Source organism: Bacillus rugosus (assembly GCF_023238245.1).
GTDB lineage: Bacteria > Bacillota > Bacilli > Bacillales > Bacillaceae > Bacillus > Bacillus rugosus.
Genome location: NZ_CP096590.1, coordinates 797,112 through 818,584 on the forward strand (window position 1 = coordinate 797,112; position 21,473 = coordinate 818,584).

The following is a 21,473-nucleotide window of genomic DNA, read 5'->3' on the forward strand; positions in this document are numbered from 1 at the left end:
TTTTTCACAGGGCGGCAGGAATTTTCTTTCGGAAGGAGAAATACTTATTACTTCAAATGAAAGCGTTTTCTGGAGTGGGAAGGTGATGTTGATGATACACAGTGTGACGAATGGGCTGAATCGTTTTTGTACGTGGGTGATGAGACTGGCCTATTTGAATGTGCTTTGGATTTTGTTTTCTCTTGCAGGTCTGGTTGTGTTTGGGCTGATACCTGCTACTGCCGCGATGTTTTCAGTGACGAGAGAATGGGCGAAGGGGAACACGGATGCCCCAGTGTTTTCTGTCTTTTTTCGGGCATTCAAGAAGGAGTGGCGGGCAGCACAGATCCTTGGACTCATTCTTGTGACGGCCGGCCTGTTTCTGTTTGCGGATATGCGGATTGCGGCTCAGATGAATCAGCCTGTGCTCGTCAATGTGTTCCTGAGCATCAGCTTGATTTTCGCATTTGTTGTGCTGTATGTGTTTCCGGTGTTTTCTCATTTTGACGTGAAAGTCAGAGAAGTGCTGAGCATCAGCTTTTTGATTGCTTTCAGCCGTCCGGCGGTGACGCTCATGATGGCGGCGGGCGCTGTCGGTGTGCTGTTTCTCGTGTTGTTTCATGTCACGTTTCTGCTGTTTTTCAGCGGTAGTTTAGTGAGCCTGATCTTAACGAAGCTATCCTTTAAAGCGTTTCGGTCAATGGATCAGCGGCAGGAGAAAGAAAAGGCGGCATGAAAAAAAGAGCTGCTGGCTGGTACAGGCGTATGAAGATTAGGGATAAGCTGTTTGTGTTCCTTTCACTGATTATGGCTGTTTCCTTTTTGTTTGTATACAGCGGGGTGCAGTACGCCTTTCATGTGTATGATGAGCAGATTTACCGCAAATCCTCGGAGGTGCTGCGGATGTCTTCTGAAAGGATCGAAGACGAGCTGAAGAAGATAGAGGATGTGTCATATGAAATCATTACGGACGAACAGATTCAGCGCATTCTGAGCATGCAAAACCGTGATGATACGTACGATCAGTATCAAATGAAGCAGGAGCTGTGGGATCAGCTGGCGGAATATGCCGGCGATGAAAAGTATATCGATTCCATTCATTTGATTGATGCCCGCGGCTCAGAGTATTCAGCCGGAAGCAGTTCTTCAGATCTTTTGAAGCAGGAGTGGGAAGAGGTGTTTAAACGAGCCAAAGCGAAAAATGGAAGAAATCTTTGGATGACGCTCGGCGGATCAGATCCTGTCCTGATTTCGGCGCGGCAGATCAGATCCTTTCACCAGCTGAGCTTGAACAGCTTGGGCATGGTGCTGATCCAAGTCAATGTGAAACAGATGATTCGTGATGTGCCTAAGGATTGGGGCGATTCGGTCGGAGACATCATGATCGCCGACCAAGGCGGGAATTTGGTGTATTCGGCACATGCATCTGTGCTTGTGCCTGAGGCGGCAGAGGAGACGCTAAAGCACCCCGGTTATGACTTAATAAAAAAGAATGGCAAACGTTATTTTATTTCTTTCCTTCAATCATCCTATCAAAATTGGAGCTACTATAACGTCATCCCCTTTGATCAGATGTTCGAAAAAATTTCCTTTATGAAAACGGTGATTGGCACGTGTTTTCTTCTGTTTTTCTGTGTGGTTTTGCTTTTCGGAAGGAAAATCGCCAATAGTATCACGGAGCCGATCGAGCAGCTTGTGTCCGCGATGAAATCGGTGCAGGACGGCGGCATTGAGGCGGGCGTATCGCTTTCTCTGCCGGAACATACACAGGATGAGGCAGGCATGCTGAACCGCCATTTTACTGTCATGATGAAACGGATTAACGAGCTTATGGAAGAAAATGTGGAAAAACAGCTCATCATTAAAGAAACCGAATTGAAGGCACTGCAAGCCCAAATCAACCCGCATTTTTTGTATAACACGCTCGAGTCCATCAATTGGCTGGCAAAGGCGAATCAGCAAAAGCAAATCTCAAAAATGGTGGAATCGCTCGGTTTTCTTCTTCGAAACAGCATTCATATGAAGAAAGATATAGTGACCATTCAGGAGGAGGCGGACATCGTTCTTCACTATATGACCATTCAGCGGTTTCGATTTGAAGAGCGCCTGAACTTCACTTTGGATATTGACGATGAAGTGAAGCATTGCCTCATTCCGAAACTGACGCTCCAGCCGTTGGCGGAAAATGCGATTCAATACGCGCTTGAGCCCTTCACAAGGCCGTGCGCCATCCGCCTTCAGGCGAAAAAGATGAAGGATTGTGTCTGTATTACGGTAGAAGATAATGGGCCAGGCATGGATGAACGGATGCTTGAAACATCGGGCGGTAGTGGAATCGGACTTTGGAATATTCGTGAACGCATCCGGCTGACATTCGGAGAGCCGTACGGCTTGCGCATTCAAAGTGGGCAAGGGAAGGGAACGAGGATTGTGATCACAATACCGTGCCGAAATGAGGTGGCGTGATGTATAAGATATTGCTAGCTGATGATGAGAGGATTATTCTTGACGGAATGGCAGGAATCATTGAGTGGGAGGCGCTTGGCGCTTCATTAATCGGCAAGGCGCAGAACGGGAATGAAGCGTATGAGAAGATCTTACATAAGCAGCCGCATATCGTCATTACAGATATCAAAATGCCCGGCATGGACGGGCTTGAGCTGATCAAAAAGGTGTCAGCCGTGAGTCCGTCGGTTCAATTTGTCGTCCTGTCCGGGTTTGGAGAGTTTGAGTACGCGAAGGCAGCAATGAAATATGGGGTCAAGCATTATTTGCTGAAGCCCTGCAATGAACAGCAGATTATCAGCTCACTGGAGGAAATCATTGCTGAACTGAAGCAGCATGAGGTGCGGAAAAAGAAAACCGCTCATCTGAAACATGAGCTCGATCATATCCGTTCTTTTGCCGCCGATCAATACTTGGAGGGGGTAATCGCCGGTGTGGCCCAGCTGTCTCCGCCGCCTTCACTTGCCGAAAAAAAGGTCCGCCTCCTGATTTTAAAAGGAGAACAATCTGTTGATGCCGCGGCTAGAGAAGCGCTCGGTTCGGCGCTGACAGCGGTTTGCAGCAGCGGAGAATGGACCATGCTCGCCGTGGAGGAGAACGCCGCTGAAAAGGCGGCGGACGTTTTCGCGGACCGCCAGATGGCAATCAGTCAGGCGGGAGAACTCCGGCACGCTGGGCAGCTGTTTCGTGACACAGCCGAAGCGTCTGGTGACTTGCACGGGAGCGCAGTGATTTTGAAAATGATCAGGCTTGTTGCCGACGAGCTCGGAAATCCGAACTTGTCCTTAAAATGGGCGGCGAAGGATATGCTGTTTATGAATCCTGATTATCTCGGGAAATTATTTAAACAGGAAACAGGGGAGAAATTTTCCCAATACGTTACGCGAGTGCGTCTTGAGCATGCGATGAAGCAGATGAAAATAAGGCGGAATGCGAGTGTATCAGAAATTGCAGAAGAAATAGGGTTTGGCGATAATCCGAAGTATTTCAGTCTCGTCTTTAAAAAATATACCGGTCTGACACCGTCAGAATTCAGAAGAAAACAGGGAGGAGCTTCCGCAGGATAGCCATCTCTGTTTTTTTTACTTTCGCCACTGTTTTTTGAGTGTTTCGCCCCATCTGAACGCTTTAAAATAAAATGTAAGCACTTACATTAAAGGGGGGATTGGTTTGAAGAAGATTTGCTACGTGCTGTTATCGCTTGTCTGCGTCTTTTTTTTCAGCGCATGTTCTGCGGGTGAAGAGGCATCGGGGAAAAAAGAAGACATTACGCTCAGAATCGCATGGTGGGGCGGGCAGCCAAGGCATGATTATACAACGAAGGTGATTGAACTATATGAGAAAAAGAATCCGCACGTCCATATTGATGCGGAATTTGCGAACTGGGATGACTACTGGAAAAAGCTTGCTCCGATGTCTGCCGCCGGCCAGCTTCCTGATGTCATTCAAATGGATACCGCTTATTTGGCACAGTATGGAAAGAAGAACCAGCTGGAAGATTTAACCCCGTATACAAAGGATGGAACGATTGATGTCAGTTCAATCGACGAGAATATGCTGTCAGGCGGAAAAATTGACAATAAGCTCTATGGGTTTACGCTGGGCGTCAACGTGCTGTCTGTGATTGCAAATGATGATTTGCTGAAGAAAGCCGGTGTGTCCATCAATCAGGAAAACTGGGCGTGGGAGGATTACGAGAAGCTGGCGTATGACCTTCAGGAGAAAGCCGGCGTCTACGGCTCTAACGGAATGCATCCGCCTGATATTTTCTTCCCTTATTATTTGCGCACGAAGGGTGAGCGTTTTTATAAAGAAGACGGCACAGGCCTTGCGTATCAGGATGATCAGCTGTTTGTCGATTATTTTGAGCGGCAGCTGAGGCTGGTGAAAGCGAAAACATCCCCAACACCTGATGAAAGCGCACAGATTAAAGGGATGGAGGACGATTTTATCGTCAAAGGCAAGTCAGCAATTACGTGGAACTACTCCAATCAATATTTGGGCTTTGCCCAGCTGACAGACTCGCCGCTGTCTCTTTATTTGCCGCCGGAGCAAATGAAGGAAAAGGCGCTGACGCTGAAGCCGAGTATGCTGTTTTCGATTCCGAAAAGCTCTGAGCATAAAAAAGAGGCTGCAAAGTTTATCGATTTCTTCATCAACAATGAAGAAGCCAACATGCTGATCAAAGGCGAGCGGGGTGTTCCGGTTTCCGACAAGGTGGCGGACGCGATTAAACCGAAGCTCAATGAGGAAGAAGCCAACATCGTAGAATATGTAGAAACCGCATCAAAAAACATCAGCCAAGCCGATCCGCCGGAGCCTGTAGGAAGCGCGGAGGTCATCAAGCTGCTGAAGGATACGTCTGATCAGATTCTGTATCAGAAGGTATCGCCGGAAAAAGCCGCCAAAACGTTCCGGAAGCAGGCCAATGAGATATTAGAGAGGAATAATTGACGGGAAATGGGGCTGATGCAATGAAAAAAAGCCGGAGTATGAGAAAAGACAATCTGGCGGGATATGCTTTTATTTCTCCGTTTATTATCGGGTTCCTTTGCTTTACAGTGATTCCGATGGGGGCGTCCCTGTTTCTGTCCTTCACAAACTATGACTTGTTTACGGCTCCGAAATGGATCGGCCTAGACAACTACAAAGAAATGTTTACGGGTGACGAAAAGTATTGGCAGTCTCTCAAGGTGACGTTTACGTATGTACTTGCCGGGGTTCCGCTCCGCCTCGGCTTCGCGCTTTTTATCGCTGTCATTTTAAACAATGCAGCAAAAGGAACGGCCATTTACAGAACGCTCTTTTATCTGCCTTCCATCATCGGCGGGAGCGTGGCCGTGGCGATTATGTGGCGGAATATTTTTGGCAATGACGGGGTCATCAATGCGCTGCTGTTTTTTGTCGGAATTGATCAAAAAATCCTCTGGTATCAGGACCCGACAAGTGCGCTGTGGACATTGATTCTGTTGTCCGTCTGGCAGTTCGGATCATCGATGCTGATTTTTCTGGCCGGGCTGAAGAACATTCCGTCATCGTATTTGGAAGCGGCAAGCGTGGATGGGGCAAATCGGGTGCAGCGTTTCTTTAGAATTACGCTTCCGATCCTCACGCCGATTATTTTCTTTAATCTTGTGATGCAGACGATTTCCGCTTTTATGACATTTACACCTGCCTATATCATCTCGAAGGGCGAGGGCGGGCCGCTTGACGGGACGCTTTTGTATTCGCTCTATTTGTTCCAGCGGGCGTTCAACTATTTTCAAATGGGCTACGCATCGGCGATGGCGTGGATCATGCTGATCATTGTCGGGCTGATTACGCTGATTTTGTTTAAAACATCGTCATATTGGGTTCATTACGAGTCAAAGGAGGAATGACGGATGGATCCGGTCAACCAGCCTGTCAGAGAAGCCCCGGTTTTTGAGAGAAAAAAAGCCGGGCGCGTCAGGCCCAAACGCATACTGTTCCATGTTTTTACGGCATCGCTGGCGGTGTTATTGCTGTACCCGCTCATTTGGCTGTTTGTCAGCTCGTTTAAGGAAAGCTCCAGTATTTTTACAACCTCTCATTCTCTCATTCCCGATCCTTTTATTCTCAGCAACTATGCTGAAGGATGGAAGGGCATTGCGGGGCAGCCGTTTCTGACCTTTATTAAAAACTCGGCGATCATTGTCGGGCTGTCAACAATCGGCGCCGTCCTGTCATCGGCTGTCATTGCGTACGGATTTGCGCGCATCCCGTTTAAGGGGAAAGCGTTCTGGTTCGCCTGTATGATGGGGACGTTAATGCTGCCGCATGAAGTGCTGATGATTCCGCAGTACATTTTGTTTGCGAAATTAGACTGGCTGAATTCTTTTAAACCGATTGTCGTTCCGCAATTTTTCGGGCATGCGTTTTTTATTTTTCTGATGATCCAGTTTATCCGGACGATTCCCGAGGAGCTGGATGAAGCCGCGCGAATCGACGGCTGCGGGCGTTTTGCCTGCTTTTGGCGGATCATTCTCCCGCTGATCGCCCCGGCGCTTGCGACGTCTGCGATTTTCTCTTTCTATTGGAAGTGGGAGGAGCTGATTCAGCCGCTCTTGTATTTGAATAAGCCGGAGCTTTATCCTGTTTCACTTGCGCTGAAGCTTTTCCTCGATACGGAATCGGCCTCAAACTGGGGTGCGATGTTTGCCATGTCGGCCGTCTCGTTATTGCCTGTGATTCTTGTATTCTTTTTGTTTCAGAAATATATCGTTCAGGGCATTAGTACGACCGGATTAAAATAAAAAGGAGTGTTGCAGATGGCACAGCTTATTTTTGATGAAGAAAAGGTGACGTCCGTCATTGACCGGATCGTGAAACGGACATTTCAGATGGATTTTGCGTGGGATTGGCCGGGCGGCGTCGCATTTTACGGCGTGGCGGAGGCTTATGAAGCGACGGAAAACGAGGAATATATCAATCTGCTAAAAACGTGGGTGGATGAACAGCTGGAGGATGGGCTGCCGCCGCTTTCGATCAACGGGGTTTCCATCGGGCATACGCTATTGTTCCTCCACAAGGTGACGGGTGATCACGTGTATTTGGAAACAGCGGGCGAGATGGCGGAATATGTGCTGCATAAAGCGCCGCGCTTTGGCGAGGGCATCCTTCAACATACGGTTAATTCGGCAGAATATGTGTTTCCTGAGCAGGCATGGGCGGATACGCTGATGATGGCGGGACTGTTTCTGCTGAGAATCGGGCGGGTGATGGAGCGTGAGGATTATTTTGAAGACGGCCTTCGCCAGTTTCACGGACATGAGGATGTGCTTCAGGACCCTGTCACGAATTTGTACTACCACGCCTGGGACAACAAAGCGCAAAATCATTTGTCGGGGATTTATTGGGGCAGGGCGAACGGCTGGGCGGCACTCACGATGGCGAAGGCACTCCCGCTCATTGAGGTGACGCATCCTTCCTTTATGATCATCGACGGATCGCTTAGAGATCAGCTAAGCGCACTTGTCCGCCTCCAGGACGATACAGGGCTGTGGCATACCATTTTGGATGACCCGGATTCGTATCTCGAAGTTTCGGCATCGGCAGGTATTGCTTCTGCTCTGCTGTCGAGCGGAAAGCTGTATACGAAATATGCGCAGAAATCGCTTGCCGCCATATTAGATGCGGTGGAAGAGGACGGACGGGTCAGCAAGGTATCGGCCGGAACAGCCGTCATGAAAAATGCTGAAGGCTACAAACAGGTGCCTTACAAACGAATACAAGGATGGGGACAGGGACTTGCGCTGACGTTTCTTGCTGATGTATTGAGAACGAAAAAACGCGTGTATCAGTAAAGACGGCAGCGGGGGGAAAGGGATGAAAAAACAGCCTCAACAGAAGGAACGGGTTTCACGCTGGAAGGGATCGTATTTCAAAAGAAACTTTGTCTTCATTTTGCTGATTGCCTGTATTCCCGGATTGCTGACTGGCGCCGCTATATACTTTCTTTCGATCGACAAGGTGGAAAAAGAGCTGCAGAAATCGCATGAAACACAGGTGGCGCGTGAAGTCAGCCGGATGGATGAGAAGCTCGGAGTGCTGGAGCTGACTCTCACCCAAATGGCATACGATTCTTCGCTGATGAACGGATTGGCCGAGAGGGATTTGGAGAAAGACTTTACGTTCTCCTATCAATTAACGAAAAAGCTGTTTCTTTTACGGGACCAGCAGCCGCTGATCGAGCAGGCTTCCATCTTTCTGAATAGCCCCCGGCCTCTTGTGCTGAGTCCCGAATACAGCGCTCTGACAGAACAGGAGGCGCTTCGCAAGTATCGCTCGCTGCTTGCCTCAGACAACAGTATTTATTGGAACCGGTCCGGAAATCAAGCGATGCTGATCCAGCTCATTCCGGGCTCGGCGCAGAAACCGTTCGGCGCGATCATGCTGGCGGTTGATCCGAAAGAAATGGAGTCTATCCTGCAAAGCTTGTCTCCTTATCCTGATGGCAGTGCGCTTCTTTTGGATCAAAAGCAGGAGGTGCTTTTTCAGGAGGGAGAGAAGGACTTTGAAAAAGCTTTACTAAAAGAGGTAAAAAAACAGCCGGACGGAAAAGGCCATTTTCAGATGGAATGGGACGGTAAGGTGTATTCCGTCTCATTTGGAGAAATGAATCGCATGCATCAGCAGTGGATCTTTGTTTCAGCGGCGCCTCTTTCAGCTATTACAGCGCCGATGGTGTTTTTATCAAAAGTGATCATCGTGATGCTTGTCATTTGCATTATCTTAGCGGTGTGCATGACGTGGTATGCATCAAAAAAAATCTACCGTCCCATTCAGCATTTGCTTGGCTTATTTACCGGTGGAGAGAAGAAAACATGGCAGGCGTCCGGGCAGGATGAATTCAAGTGGATTGAAAAGCGATGGAATGATCTTTCCCTTGAAAGCCGGAAGCTTCAAGAGCAGCTCCTGCGGCAGACACCCCATATGAAAAAGAGTTTCTTGCAGCACCTCTTGCAGGGCGATTTTTACTATGACAACGAGAAAAGCCTCAGATCGCGGATGGAGGAGGCTGGATGGAGCATCGGAGAAAACGTGTTTCAGGTGCTTGATCTTCAGGTGACAGGGCTCCGCTCTGAAAAAAGCATCTTCCATGCCGGTGATGAACAGCTCGCTGTATTTACCCTGACCAATCTGGCCGAGGAGCTTGCGGAAAAACGCTGTTTTCAGCCCTCCATTCTAGATATCGGCCGGCTTTCCGTCACCGTGTTGGTGATGAAAACAAACAGCTCTGATCTGAAGGCGTATGTAACGGAGCTGGCACGCCAATTTGACGATGTTACCGGATTAAGCCTGACCGGAACGATGAGCAGGAAGACGGAGCATATTACGGAAATCCCTGCTTTATTTCAGGATGTGAAAAGCGGCAAATCCCGCAGGCAGTTTGCCAACCGGCACCAGATGATTGATTTGCAGGGCGACTTCCCTCAGGATAAGCACTCCGTCCCATATTATCCTTTTGAACTGGAAAAACAAATTGTTCAGGCGATCCGGCTGGAAAGAAAACAGGAAGCCGAGGAACTAATACGTGTATGCATGGAGGAACTGGCGGAAAAGGCGGTTATAGACAGGCACGTGCACTCCGCCCTGATTCAGCTGTTTTCCCGCATTCAGGAGGATATTTTGCATTCCGGGCTCAATCCGAGTGAACTGTTTCAGAATCGGGATCTGCTTCTTGACATTTCAGAATTGCGCGAACCCATTGAAGCAGCGGCCTGGCTGATGGATGCTGTGGTGACGCCTTACCTTTCTAAGCTTGAGGGCAGAAAAAACAGACAGCAAAAACAGCTGGCGGATCGTGTCATAGCCATGATTCACGAACAGTATATGGCGGATATTTCGCTAGAAAGCTGTGCCGATGCGCTCGGCATGAATTCATATACGTTAAGCAAGGCATTTAAGCAAGTGACCGGCATTAATTTTATAGATTATGTGACCCAAATCAGAATCGAAAAGGCGAAAGAGCTGCTGGTGAATACGAATAAAAAAATTCACGACGTGTCAGAAGAAGTCGGCTACCGCCACAATTACTTCAATCGGATATTTAAAAAACAGGTGGGCATGCCGCCGGGTGTCTTCAGGCAAATGTATCAGGAAACGCCGTGAAAGGAGAGAACATGTGATGGAGAAAGTGATTCAAGTGTTTTTAGCGGGGGATTCCACCGTGAGTGACTGCCCGCCTCATGAAGCGCCGATGGCGGGGTGGGGGCAGGTATTCGGGCAATTGTTTTCTGAAGGTGTGAAGGTGCAGAATCACGCCAAAGGAGGGGCAAGCACCAATTCTTTTGTGGAGGAAGGAAGGCTTCAGGCGATTGCCGAGCGCATCAGACAGGGCGATTATTTGTTTATTCAATTCGGCCACAATGACCAGAAACCGCGCGGGACGAAGCCGTACTCTACGTTTCAGCAATTTCTCACCCTGTTTGCAGATACGGCACGCGAAAAGGGAGCGCAACCTGTCTTTGTCACATCGGTGCAGCGCCGCCGTTTTGATGAAAACGGACGGATCGAGCATACACTTGGCGAGTACCCTGATGCGATGAAAGCACTGGCGAAGGAGCTTGATGTGCCCGTGATTGATCTGCTGGCAAAAACAAAGGTGCTGTATGAAGCGTACGGGACGGAGGAGTCGAAAAGATTGTTCGTTTGGTTTCAGCCGAATGAACATCCGAATTACCCAGACGGCATTGAGGACAATACGCATTTTTCAGAAGAAGGGGCAATGGAGGTTGCGAAGCTTGTGGCAGAAGGCATTGAAGAACTTGGCCTTCCGCTGAAGGACCATCTTGTGAGCCGGGAGGGAAAGGAATATGTATAAGGAAGGCGCGTGCCTGTACCGCAACCCCCTACGGTCAGCAAGCGATGTGAAGGGCTGGCGGATGGAGGGAGGCGGACAGATCTCTTTTGACGATCACTGCTTGCATCTGTCGCATGTTCAGGACGAAGCGCACTTTGTCTATTGGTGCCCCGAAACGTTTCCTGACGGCATCATTGTGACATGGGACTTCGCTCCGCTTGAGCAGCCGGGCCTGTGTATGCTGTTTTTTTCCGCTGCTGGGATCGGAGGTGAGGATTTGTTTGACCCTAGTCTCAAGAAAAGAACGGGAAAATACCCCGAATATCATTCGGGGGACATCAACGCGCTCCACCTGTCGTATTTCCGCAGAAAATACGAGGAGGAAAGAGCGTTCCGCACCTGCAATTTAAGAAAAAGCCGCGGTTTCCACCTCGCCGCGATGGGAGCCGATCCGCTGCCATCTCCAGACGACGCTGATTCCCCGTATCATATGAAGCTCATTAAAGACAAAGGCTATGTGCACTTTTCAATTAATGATTTGCCCATTCTTGAATGGATGGACGACGGCAGCACATACGGGCCTGTATTAACGAAAGGGAAAATCGGGTTCCGGCAGATGGCGTCCATGAAAGCCGCTTATCGAGATTTTGCTGTGCATCAAGCGGTGAGAAGATGAAGACGACGGTAACGGATGCGCTTTACGCCGGCTGCGAAGCGGTTGTGAAAATCGCGTGGCTCAACGGGCTGTGGCTGTTGTTTACGCTTTTGGGCGGCGTTCTTTTCGGATGGGCGCCGAGCACAGCCGCAATGTGTGCCGTCATACGGAAATGGCTGATGGGGCAAAAGGATGTCCCAGTGTTTCCGTTATTTCTTGATACCTACAAAAAAGAGTTTTTCAAGGTCAATGCGATTGGATTGGCATTTGCAGCGCTTTTGCTCATATTGTCCGCGAATTATCATTATTTTTCAGCCAGTACGGATTGGCTGTCCTTTGCCGTAACAAGCTGCACGTTGCTTGCGGGCCTTTTGTATATCATCGCGCTGATGTATGTGTTTCCCCTTTATGTGCATTACCAGCTCCCATTGCGAAAATATATTCCGCAAGCGCTGCTGTTTGGCGCCATGCGGCCGCTGACGACCGGCTGTATGCTGATCGGGTGCGGATTTGTCCTTTATCTGCTGTATACGCTCCCAGGCTTGATCCCATTTTACGGCCCATGTTTATTTGGGCTTGTGTCGATGTTTTTTGCTCTCAGAGGATTTCAAAAGACGGAGACCCAGCACCACCAAGCAGGTTAACAAAAAAATGACAATCGTGCAAAAAAGTACAGTGCCCGAAAAAGGCAGATGCAAAAAAATGAAATTGAAGACAGCTCACACAGCGCATAAAATCCAATTTAAGTAAGCGCTTACAGAAAAATGAGAAGGAGCTGTCTGATGATTAAACGAAGGAAACGCTTGTTTACCGCTGTTACGTTGCTGGTCTTGTTGGTGATGGGAACCACTGTATGTCCTGTGAAAGCTGAAGGAGCAGCGCGGCAGATGGAAGCGCTGAACCGGGGGCTTGTGGCGGTCAAGACGGACGGCGGCATTTTTGTCAGCTGGCGGTTTCTTGGCACTGAAAATGCATCTGTTTCGTTCAATGTGTACAGAGACGGGCAAAAGCTGAATGCTGCGCCTGTCAAAACCACGAACTATGTGGATAAAAATGGATCGGCGATCTCAACGTATACGGTTCGGGCTGTCGTAAATGGAATTGAACAGGCGGCATCTGAAAAAGCCTCTGTATGGGCACAGCCGTATCATTCCGTCCCGCTGGATAAGCCGGCTGGCGGCACGACGCCAAAGGGTGAAGCTTACACCTACAGTGCAAATGACGCAAGTGTTGGGGATGTGGATGGTGACGGGCAATACGAGCTGATCCTGAAATGGGACCCGTCTAATTCAAAGGACAACTCACAGGATGGCTATACGGGTGACGTGCTGATAGACGCCTATAAACTGGACGGAACGAAGCTATGGCGGATCAATCTCGGCAAAAACATCAGGGCGGGAGCACACTACACCCAGTTTATGGTGTATGACCTTGATGGTGACGGAAAAGCGGAAGTGGCGATGAAAACGGCAGACGGTACAAAAGACGGCACAGGCAAAGTGATTGGAAATGCCAATGCTGATTACAGAAATGAGCAGGGGCGTGTGCTTTCGGGGCCGGAATACCTTACTGTGTTTCAGGGTGCAACCGGGAAAGAGCTTGTCACAACAAATTTTGAACCGGCGCGCGGCAATGTATCAGATTGGGGAGACAGCTACGGCAACCGGGTTGATCGTTTTCTCGCTGGCATTGCCTACCTCGATGGACAGCGGCCGAGCCTGATTATGACCAGAGGGTATTATGCCAAAACTGCGCTTGTGGCCTATAACTTCAGAGACGGAAAGCTGTCAAAGCTTTGGACATTCGATTCTTCGAAGTCTGGAAATGAGGCGTTTGCCGGACAGGGGAACCACAGCCTGAGCATTGCCGATGTTGACGGGGACGGAAAAGATGAGATTATTTTCGGCTCAATGGCTGTTGATCATGACGGAAAAGGCATGTACTCAACTGGCTTAGGCCACGGGGATGCCCTCCATACCGGGGATCTTGATCCGAGCCGGCCGGGTCTTGAGGTGTTTCAAGTTCATGAGGACAAAAACGCAAAATACGGCTTATCCTTCCGTGATGCGGCAACCGGGAAAATCCTTTGGGGCGTCCATGCCGGCAAGGATGTAGGCCGGGGAATGGCTGCTGATATTGACCCGCGTTATCCGGGACAGGAAGTGTGGGCAAACGGTTCTCTTTACACAGCGAAAGGGGTCAAAATCGGAAGCAGTGTTCCGTCATCGACCAACTTCGGCATCTGGTGGGACGGCGACTTGCTTCGGGAACAGCTGGACAGCAACCGAATCGATAAGTGGGGTTATCAAAACGGCATTTCGAAAAATATGCTGACTGCGTCAGGTGTGGCCGCCAACAACGGCACAAAAGCAACACCAACGCTTCAGGCTGATCTGCTTGGGGACTGGCGCGAGGAAGTTGTGTGGAGAACGGAGGACAGCAGTGCGCTCCGCATTTACACGACAACCATTCCGACTGAGCACAGGCTGTACACGCTGATGCACGATCCTGTGTACCGGCTTGGCATCGCCTGGCAAAATGTCGCGTATAACCAGCCGCCGCACACAAGCTTCTTTTTAGGAGACGGCATGGCGGAACAGCCAAAACCGAATATGTATACGCCTTAATAGAAGGGGGTGAAGGAACGGGCTGCGCGCAGCCCGTTCCCAATAAAATGAAACCAAAAAAGAGGCAGATGGAATACTTGACCAGAGGCTTAATTGCGGTCAAGACAGAGCAGGGCGTGTTTGTCAGTTGGCGTTTTCTAGGAACGGATCATGAGACGACGGTTTTTCACCTTTATCGGGATGGAAAGCGGATTACCCGTGAACCAATCGCGGAAAGCACCAATTTTCTCGATCAAAACGGAACGGCGGACTCTGTTTATCAGGTGGCGGCTGTCAATAAAGGACGGGAAGAGAAGCTGTCCAAAGAAGCTCCCGTCTGGCGGGAAAATGTCCTAAAGGTTCCGCTTAACAAACCGGAAGGCGGCGTGACGCCGGACGGAAAGCCGTATACCTACAGCGCCAATGATGCCAGTGTCGGAGATGTGGACGGGGATGGAGAATATGAAATCATCCTGAAGTGGGACCCGTCCAATTCAAAAGACAACGCCCATGACGGATATACCGGGGAGGTTCTCATAGATGCCTATAAACTGGACGGCACCTTACTGTGGCGCATCAACCTCGGCAGAAACATCAGAGCAGGCGCGCATTACACCCAGTTTATGGTCTATGACCTGGACGGTGACGGAAAAGCAGAAATCGCTATGAAAACAGCCGACGGCACAACAGACGGGAAAGGGCACATCATTGGCGATGAGCATGCTGATTTTAGGAACGAACAGGGCAGAATCCTGTCTGGTCCGGAATATTTGACTGTGTTTAAAGGAGAGACCGGTGAAGCGCTCACGACTGTGGAATATGAACCGCCCCGCGGCAAGCTGGAGGATTGGGGAGATGGCTACGGAAACCGCATGGACCGTTTTCTCGCTGGGATCGCTTATTTGGATGGGGAGCGGCCGAGCCTTGTGATGGCACGCGGCTACTATACGAGAGCGGTACTTGTGGCATACGATTTCAGAAACGGAAGGCTCAAGAAGCGCTGGATATTTGATTCCAATCAGCCGGGCCATGAAGCGTATGCAGGGCAGGGCAACCACAGCTTGAGTGTGGCGGATGTTGACGGAGACGGGAAGGATGAAATCATTTACGGCGCCATGGCGGTCGATCATGACGGCATAGGCTTATACACAACGGGGCTCGGGCACGGAGACGCGATGCATGTAGGAGATCTGGATCCGTCCCGAAAAGGGCTTGAAGTGTTTCAGGTGCATGAGGATGCCTCTAAGCCGTATGGACTGTCGCTGCGTGATGCCGGAACCGGCGAGATTTTGTGGGGTGTTCATGCGGGAACTGACGTTGGCAGGGGCATGGCGGCTCATATCGACCCAAACTACAAAGGATCGCTTGTCTGGGGAATCGATCCGCCGGGCAATGACGGAATGTCATACGGCCTTTTTACGAGCAAAGGAGAAAAAATCAGTGACAAAGCGCCCGCCTCAGCCAATTTTGCCATCTGGTGGGACGGCGACTTGGTCAGGGAGCTGCTCGATCATGACTGGAACGGAACAATCGGCAGGCCGAAGATTGAAAAATGGGATGCTGAAAACCGCTGTCTGAAGACGATTTTTCAGCCGGACGGCGTGCTGTCTAACAACGGCACAAAGGGAAATCCTGTTCTTCAAGCCAACCTGTTCGGAGACTGGCGGGAAGAAGTGATATGGAGAACGGAAGACAGCAGCGAGCTCCGCATCTATACAACGACACATCTCACCCGCCATCGTTTTTACACGCTGATGCATGATCCGGTTTACAGGCTCGGCATCGCTTGGCAGAACACCGCCTACAACCAGCCGCCGCACACGGGTTTTTATCTTGGAACGGGAATGAAAAAACCGCCGAAGCCCGCCCTGTACATAGCGGGCAGCAAAGCGGAGGCGCCGCTATAGGAGGAACTACGAAGCAAAGGCTGAACAGTACGACAAGATGACTTATCAAAGCCAGGACGACCAATGTTCAGGCGCTGAACTCACCGGTTTTTCAAGGAAAGAGCTGTCCATGATTGATGCCATATGAAACGAAAAAACGAGGGGGAATGAGAAATGGCAAATCACATTTATCTTGCAGGCGATTCGACTGTTCAAACGTATGGAGACAGCACAAATCAAGGGGGCTGGGGGCAGTTTCTCGGCTCGCATCTGCCGGAGCATATCCAAGTGATCAACAGAGCAATCGGGGGAAGAAGCTCGAAAACATTTGTGGAAGAGGGCAGGCTTCAGGCGATTCTTGATGTGATTGAGCCGGGTGACTGGCTGTTTGTGCAGATGGGCCATAATGACGCATCGAAAAATAAGCCGGAGCGCTACACCGAGCCCTATACCACCTATAAACAATATTTAAAGCAATATATCGCAGGCGCGCGGGAAAAAGGTGCCCATCCGCTTCTCATTACCCCTGTAGCCCGCTTTCATTATGAAAACGGCGTGTTTTTGAACGACTTTCCTGATTATTGCATTGCCATGAAGCAGACGGCTGCTGAGGAGAATGTCCAGCTCATTGATCTGATGGAGAAAAGCCTTGCTTTCTTTACCGAGAAGGGCGAGGAAAAAGTGTACACCTATTTTATGGTGTCAGAAGGAATGAACGATTACACGCACTTTACAAAAAAAGGCGCAAATGAAATGGCGAAACTTGTGGCAAAAGGCATAAAGGAGCTCGGCCTGCCATTGACAGAATCGATCATCAAAGAAGGGTGAAAAATGTGAGGAGAAAACTGTATCACGGTGCTTGCTATTATCCAGAACTATGGGATGAAGAGACGATTCAGCAGGACATTGACATCATGCGTGAAGTTGGCGTGAATGTTGTGCGGATCGGCGAATTTGCCTGGTCCGTCATGGAACCGGAAGAAGGAAAAATTGACGTCAGTTTTTTCAAAGAGATCATCACCCGGCTGTATGATAACGGCATCGAAACGATCATGTGCACGCCGACGCCTACTCCGCCGATTTGGCTGTCGCACGGCCGGCCGGAGCGTATGCATGTAAACGAAAAAAGAGAGGTCATGGGGCATGGCTCCCGTCAGCATGCTTGTACGAACAACCCGTATTTCCGAAAAAAAGCCGCCATCATCACCACAAGCATCGCCAAGGAGCTTGGCCAGCTCCCGGGACTGATCGGCTGGCAGCTCGACAATGAGTTTAAATGCCATGTTGCAGAATGCATGTGTGAGACGTGCTTGCACTTATGGCATGACTGGCTCAGAAACCGCTATGGCGTGATTGAGCGGTTAAACGAGGCATGGGGAACCAATGTGTGGAGCGAAACCTACCAGACGTTTGAGCAAGTGCCGCAGCCGGGGCCAGCCCCGTTTCTGCATCACGCCTCTCTAAGCACAATGTATCAGCTGTTTTCGATGGAGATGATCGCTTCATTTGCGGATGAACAGGCCAAAATCATCCGCTGCTATTCGGATGCGCCGATCACGCATAACGGCTCTGTCATGTTCAGCGTGGACAATGAGCGGATGTTTCGGAATCTCGATTTTGCCTCCTATGATACGTACGCTTCGCAGGAAAACGCTTCTGCTTTTGTATTGAACTGTGATTTGTGGAGGAACTTGAAGCAAGGGCGCCCGTTTTGGATTTTGGAAACGAGTCCGTCGTATGCCGCCTCGCTCGAAAGCTCCGCGTTTCCGCATGCCGATGGGTATTTACAGGCCGAAGCCGTATCTTCCTACGCCTTAGGAAGCGAGGGTTTTTGCTATTGGCTGTGGCGCCAGCAGCGTTCGGGCAGCGAGATTTCACACGGTTCGGTTCTCAGTGCCTGGGGCGAGCCGACCGTGGGCTATCAGAACGTGCTGGCAGTCGAGCGGGCAAGAAAGGACATCGAACAGGTGATTTTATCGACTGTGCCCGTTCAAGCCGAGGCAGCGATGACGTACTCCGACAGAGCAAAAGCATTTATCAAAACGGAGCCTCACCGGGGACTCCAGCACCGTACGCTTGTGACCCATTTTTATGAGTGTATTCTTAACACGGGGATACACCGTGACCTCATTCCGGAAGGCGTTCCACTGGACGGCTACCGCTTGCTGTTTACGCCATTTGTGCCGTATCTGTCTTCGGATTTTATCCAAAAAGCTTCGGCATTCGCTGAAGCTGGAGGCATTTGGATTGTTGGACCGCTGACAGGGGGACGCTCAAGCGAGCATACAATTCATACCGATTGCGGGCTTGGCGAACTTGAGAAAACAGCCGGGATCAAAACGCTGTTTATCTTTCCAATGAACGAGGATGCGAATACAGGGAAAGCGTTTGGCATCACGGCGCCACTGGGGCTGTGGAGCGCGGTGTTTGATACAGAGAACGGAAACACCCTAGGCACGGTTGAGTCAGGACCGGCAGCAGGCCATGCTTTTCTGACAGAACGGAAGCACGGCAAGGGAAAAATCGTCATGCTCGGCTCGCTTCCATCCGGGAAAAAAGGGGATGCGATGCTGGAAGCGCTCGTCAGGCATTATGTCGCTGAAGCAGCCATTTCCGTTCGGTCGGATGTGACACCCGGCACGATCGTTGCCCCTCGCAAAGGCGATAACGGCCTTGTGTGGGTCATCGTGAATATGGATGGAAAAGGCGGAAGCGTAACATTGCCGGAAGCGGGAACGGATTTGTTGACGAACCGTTCGGAAAAAGCGGGGAGGCTGGCGGTCGGACCGCATGAATACCGTGTGATTCAGTTTGACAATCACAGCTGATTCTTTGCATCGAATCAGCTTTTTTCTATGGAGGGAGAGAACTGATGAAAAAGATGAAATGGTTATCAGAACAGCCAAAGGTGACAAGCGGTGTGACGTGGGGCGTGCCATGGAAAAAAGGAGAATTGAAAAAGGGTGACCGTCTGGCGCTTGTGAATGAAAACGCGGAAAGCCAATTTGTGCAAAGCGAACCGTCGGCCTATTGGCCGGACGGGAGCATCAAGTGGACGAAGCACGCGGCAGTGTTCAGCGGACAGGACCATCAAAGCTTTGCAGTGCAAAAAGGAGAAGCCCTGAAGCCAGGTGAAACGCTCAGCATCAAAGAGTCAAAGCATGACATCCAAGTGGATACAGGAACGCTCGTCTGTACCATCCATAAAACAGGCTCCGATCTTATTCAATCATTGCAGATTAACGGAAAGCCGATCGCCGCAGGCGGGAGGCTCGTTGCCATAAGAGAAACGAGAAAAGAGACGGCGGCGGAAACGGTTCTTTTTCGTGAAACGTCTGTCAGCCTCATCAAACGTGCGGCGCTTGAGATGCAAGGACCTGTCAAAACAGTAATCAAAATAGAGGGCGTGCATATCCTCAAAAAAACAAATGAAGAATGGCTGCCGTTTATGGTCCGATTGACGTTCTATGCCGGGCTGTCAGAAGTCGGCATCGTACATACGCAGCTGATTGACAGGAACGGTAAACAAGAATTCATTAAGGGGCTTGGCATAGTGTTCGACCTTTTTTTGAAAGGGGAGCCATACAACCGCCATTTCCGTTTTGCGGGAGAGAAAGGGATGTACAAAGAACCAGCCCAGCTGTTTGGCACGCGTAAATTTAATGAAAGGTATCCGCTTTATCAAAAACAAATCAATGGCGAAATGCTGTCTCAAAGTGAAGAGCACAAGGAATGGTTTGCTCACGGTATACAGAACGCGGTTTGGAACGATGTCAAGCTCGTGCAGGATTCCAGCGATCATTACAGCCTGTCAAAACGGACCGGAAAAGATTATGCGTGGGTTGGCATGCTGCATGGCAGCCGGGCGAAGGGGCTTTGTTATGCGGGCGGCGAGAATGGCGGAATGGCACTTGGCCTGCGGTATTTTTTTGAGAAATATCCGTCAGCACTGGAAATCACAGGCCTTGCCGGCAGTCATCCAAAAATGACCGTCTGGTTTTGGCCCCCGGACGGAGAGGCAATGGATCTGCGGCATTATACAGGAAACACCCATGTAGCCAGCGCGTATGAAGGCTTTGATGAAATGCGCGCTGACCCGACCGGCATTGCCAACACAAATGAAATCAGCCTGTCTTGTTTTTCACACACGCCGTCTGATGATGTTCTTCATGCACTCGCTGACAAATGGCAGGCGCCGCCGCTGCTTGTATGTGAGCCGGAGATCTATTACGAATCAAGGGCGCTGGGAGTTTGGAGTGTCATTGACACATCCCATCCGTTCAAAAAAGAGCTGGAAGAACAGCTCGACGCCGCATTTCTATTTTACAAAAAGGAAGTCGAGCAGCGCAGATGGTACGGGTTTTGGGATTATGGCGATGTCATGCATACGTATGACCCGATCCGGCATATGTGGCGGTATGATCTCGGCGGGTATGCTTGGCAAAATAATGAGCTCGTTCCGACCTTATGGCTGTGGCAGGCGTTTTTCCGCTCAGGCAGAGAGGATATTTTCCGCATGGCAGAAGCCATGACCCGCCACACTAGCGAAACGGACAGCTTTCACCTCGGGGAATACGCAGGACTTGGCTCGCGGCATAATGTTGTTCACTGGGGATGCGGCTGCAAGGAAGCGAGGATCAGCATGGCCGGGCTTTATAAATTTTATTATTATCTGACGGGAGATGAGCGGACGGGAGATCTTTTGACAGAAGTAAAGGACGCCGATTACGCCCTCGTCAAAACCGATCCGATGCGCGCTTTTTACGAGAAAGGGAAGTACCCGACCCACGCCAGAACGGGACCGGATTGGGCGGCGTTTTGCTCGAACTGGCTGGCGGAATGGGAGCGGACCGAAAATCCCGAATATCTCAAAAAAATCGAAACGGGCATCAGCTGTCTGAAGCGGCTCCCGCTCCGTTTATTATCCGGCCCGACATTTGAATATGATCCGGCGACCTCGATGCTTCATCACATGGGAGACGGCATAGCGGGCGGATATCATATGATCATTGCCTTCGGCGCGCCGCAAGTGTGGATGGAGCTGGCTGAGCTTCTTGATGACCGGGAATGGGAGGAAATGCTGAGTGAATTCGGCGAATTTTACACACTCAGTGATGATGAAAAACGGAAAAAAAGCGGGGGCGCGCTTCATGACAGGCATTTTCACTGGCCGATGTTTGCCGCTGCCATGACTGCCTACGCCGCAAGAAACAAACAAGATCAGAAGCTCGCCGCCAAAGCGTGGAATCTTTTGCTCGACGATAAGCTGAGCCATACGCCGCTACCGATCAAACCAGAGCGCATTGAGACATGGACGCAGCTGGAGGAGCTCCCGTGGGTGACAACGAACACCGTCTCTCAATGGTGTTTGAACGTCATAGCAGCGCTGGAACTGATTGGAGATTCCCTTCCAGCAAAAAAAGATACATCCGGCAAAAAAGGATAACAGACGGAATTTCATAGGAGAAATGGTGCAAAAAATGAAGATTGCAAGAATTTATGTAAGCGCTTTATATTAG

Annotated in this window: 16 protein-coding genes; all 16 read left to right on the forward strand. The window is 50.2% G+C overall.

Features of this window, described 5'->3' with window-relative positions; translation table 11 throughout:
• Positions 1 to 85 precede the first annotated feature (85 nt).
• Entirely contained in the window at positions 86 to 715 is a 630-nt protein-coding gene (locus tag M0696_RS04005) for a YesL family protein (RefSeq protein ID WP_166853981.1), read from the forward strand.
• Positions 712 to 2,445, forward strand: a complete 1,734-nt coding sequence (yesM, locus tag M0696_RS04010) for a two-component system sensor histidine kinase YesM (protein ID WP_248602526.1) — start codon at positions 712 to 714, stop codon at positions 2,443 to 2,445. Before M0696_RS04005 ends, yesM begins: the two co-directional genes overlap by 4 nt.
• Positions 2,445 to 3,551 (forward strand): two-component system response regulator YesN, encoded by a 1,107-nt coding sequence (gene yesN / locus M0696_RS04015; RefSeq protein ID WP_248602527.1) that lies wholly within the window; start codon positions 2,445 to 2,447, stop codon positions 3,549 to 3,551. Before yesM ends, yesN begins: the two co-directional genes overlap by 1 nt.
• A gap of 103 nt (positions 3,552 to 3,654) precedes the next feature.
• Positions 3,655 to 4,938, forward strand: a complete 1,284-nt coding sequence (locus tag M0696_RS04020) for an ABC transporter substrate-binding protein (RefSeq protein WP_248602528.1) — start codon at positions 3,655 to 3,657, stop codon at positions 4,936 to 4,938.
• The gene (locus M0696_RS04025) at positions 4,935 to 5,864 is read left to right on the forward strand and encodes a carbohydrate ABC transporter permease (RefSeq protein ID WP_166853977.1); all 930 of its coding nucleotides are present in this window, start codon (positions 4,935 to 4,937) and stop codon (positions 5,862 to 5,864) included. The genes M0696_RS04020 and M0696_RS04025 overlap by 4 nt, the downstream gene beginning before the upstream one ends.
• A 3-nt stretch (positions 5,865 to 5,867) precedes the next feature.
• Complete coding sequence (locus M0696_RS04030) at positions 5,868 to 6,758, forward strand: carbohydrate ABC transporter permease (RefSeq protein WP_222143754.1); 891 nt, start codon at positions 5,868 to 5,870, stop codon at positions 6,756 to 6,758.
• A gap of 15 nt (positions 6,759 to 6,773) precedes the next feature.
• Positions 6,774 to 7,808: a rhamnogalacturonyl hydrolase YesR gene (gene yesR / locus M0696_RS04035; protein WP_166853975.1), complete on the forward strand. Its 1,035-nt coding sequence runs from the start codon at positions 6,774 to 6,776 to the stop codon at positions 7,806 to 7,808.
• A 22-nt stretch (positions 7,809 to 7,830) separates the two neighbouring features.
• The gene (gene yesS / locus M0696_RS04040) at positions 7,831 to 10,116 is read left to right on the forward strand and encodes a transcriptional regulator YesS (RefSeq protein WP_248602529.1); all 2,286 of its coding nucleotides are present in this window, start codon (positions 7,831 to 7,833) and stop codon (positions 10,114 to 10,116) included.
• A 13-nt stretch (positions 10,117 to 10,129) separates the two neighbouring features.
• On the forward strand, positions 10,130 to 10,828 hold the full coding sequence (rhgT, locus tag M0696_RS04045; RefSeq protein WP_248602530.1) for a rhamnogalacturonan acetylesterase: 699 nt from the start codon (positions 10,130 to 10,132) through the stop codon (positions 10,826 to 10,828).
• Positions 10,821 to 11,483 carry a YesU family protein gene (locus M0696_RS04050; RefSeq protein ID WP_248602531.1) on the forward strand — a complete coding sequence of 221 codons (663 nt, stop codon included), beginning with the start codon at positions 10,821 to 10,823 and terminating at the stop codon, positions 11,481 to 11,483. The genes rhgT and M0696_RS04050 overlap by 8 nt, the downstream gene beginning before the upstream one ends.
• On the forward strand, positions 11,480 to 12,106 hold the full coding sequence (locus M0696_RS04055; protein ID WP_222143758.1) for a YesL family protein: 627 nt from the start codon (positions 11,480 to 11,482) through the stop codon (positions 12,104 to 12,106). Before M0696_RS04050 ends, M0696_RS04055 begins: the two co-directional genes overlap by 4 nt.
• 138 nt (positions 12,107 to 12,244) lie before the next feature.
• On the forward strand, positions 12,245 to 14,089 hold the full coding sequence (rhgW, locus tag M0696_RS04060) for a rhamnogalacturonan lyase (RefSeq protein ID WP_487046755.1): 1,845 nt from the start codon (positions 12,245 to 12,247) through the stop codon (positions 14,087 to 14,089).
• A 47-nt stretch (positions 14,090 to 14,136) separates the two neighbouring features.
• The gene (gene rhgX / locus M0696_RS04065) at positions 14,137 to 15,975 is read left to right on the forward strand and encodes a rhamnogalacturonan exolyase (RefSeq protein ID WP_248602533.1); all 1,839 of its coding nucleotides are present in this window, start codon (positions 14,137 to 14,139) and stop codon (positions 15,973 to 15,975) included.
• Positions 15,976 to 16,128: 153 nt separating this feature from the next.
• Positions 16,129 to 16,782, forward strand: coding sequence for a rhamnogalacturonan acetylesterase (locus tag M0696_RS04070; RefSeq protein ID WP_014112969.1), 654 nt, complete (start codon positions 16,129 to 16,131; stop codon positions 16,780 to 16,782).
• A 5-nt stretch (positions 16,783 to 16,787) separates the two neighbouring features.
• Complete coding sequence (locus M0696_RS04075) at positions 16,788 to 18,782, forward strand: beta-galactosidase (RefSeq protein ID WP_222143760.1); 1,995 nt, start codon at positions 16,788 to 16,790, stop codon at positions 18,780 to 18,782.
• Between the two features lie 44 nt (positions 18,783 to 18,826).
• The gene (locus M0696_RS04080; protein WP_222143761.1) at positions 18,827 to 21,400 is read left to right on the forward strand and encodes an exo-rhamnogalacturonan lyase family protein; all 2,574 of its coding nucleotides are present in this window, start codon (positions 18,827 to 18,829) and stop codon (positions 21,398 to 21,400) included.
• The last annotated feature ends 73 nt before the right edge of the window (positions 21,401 to 21,473 follow it).

What these genes read in the sequence shown, in the direction of transcription:
- M0696_RS04005 (WP_166853981.1), top strand. Translation starts at nt 86, where the DNA reads ATGTTGATGATACACAGTGTGACGAATGGGCTGAATCGTTTTTGTACG.
- yesM (WP_248602526.1), top strand. Translation starts at nt 712, where the DNA reads ATGAAAAAAAGAGCTGCTGGCTGGTACAGGCGTATGAAGATTAGGGAT.
- yesN (WP_248602527.1), top strand. Translation starts at nt 2,445, where the DNA reads ATGTATAAGATATTGCTAGCTGATGATGAGAGGATTATTCTTGACGGA.
- M0696_RS04030 (WP_222143754.1), top strand. Translation starts at nt 5,868, where the DNA reads ATGGATCCGGTCAACCAGCCTGTCAGAGAAGCCCCGGTTTTTGAGAGA.
- yesR (WP_166853975.1), top strand. Translation starts at nt 6,774, where the DNA reads ATGGCACAGCTTATTTTTGATGAAGAAAAGGTGACGTCCGTCATTGAC.
- yesS (WP_248602529.1), top strand. Translation starts at nt 7,831, where the DNA reads ATGAAAAAACAGCCTCAACAGAAGGAACGGGTTTCACGCTGGAAGGGA.
- M0696_RS04050 (WP_248602531.1), top strand. Translation starts at nt 10,821, where the DNA reads ATGTATAAGGAAGGCGCGTGCCTGTACCGCAACCCCCTACGGTCAGCA.
- M0696_RS04055 (WP_222143758.1), top strand. Translation starts at nt 11,480, where the DNA reads ATGAAGACGACGGTAACGGATGCGCTTTACGCCGGCTGCGAAGCGGTT.
- rhgW (WP_487046755.1), top strand. Translation starts at nt 12,245, where the DNA reads ATGATTAAACGAAGGAAACGCTTGTTTACCGCTGTTACGTTGCTGGTC.
- rhgX (WP_248602533.1), top strand. Translation starts at nt 14,137, where the DNA reads ATGAAACCAAAAAAGAGGCAGATGGAATACTTGACCAGAGGCTTAATT.
- M0696_RS04070 (WP_014112969.1), top strand. Translation starts at nt 16,129, where the DNA reads ATGGCAAATCACATTTATCTTGCAGGCGATTCGACTGTTCAAACGTAT.
- M0696_RS04080 (WP_222143761.1), top strand. Translation starts at nt 18,827, where the DNA reads ATGAAAAAGATGAAATGGTTATCAGAACAGCCAAAGGTGACAAGCGGT.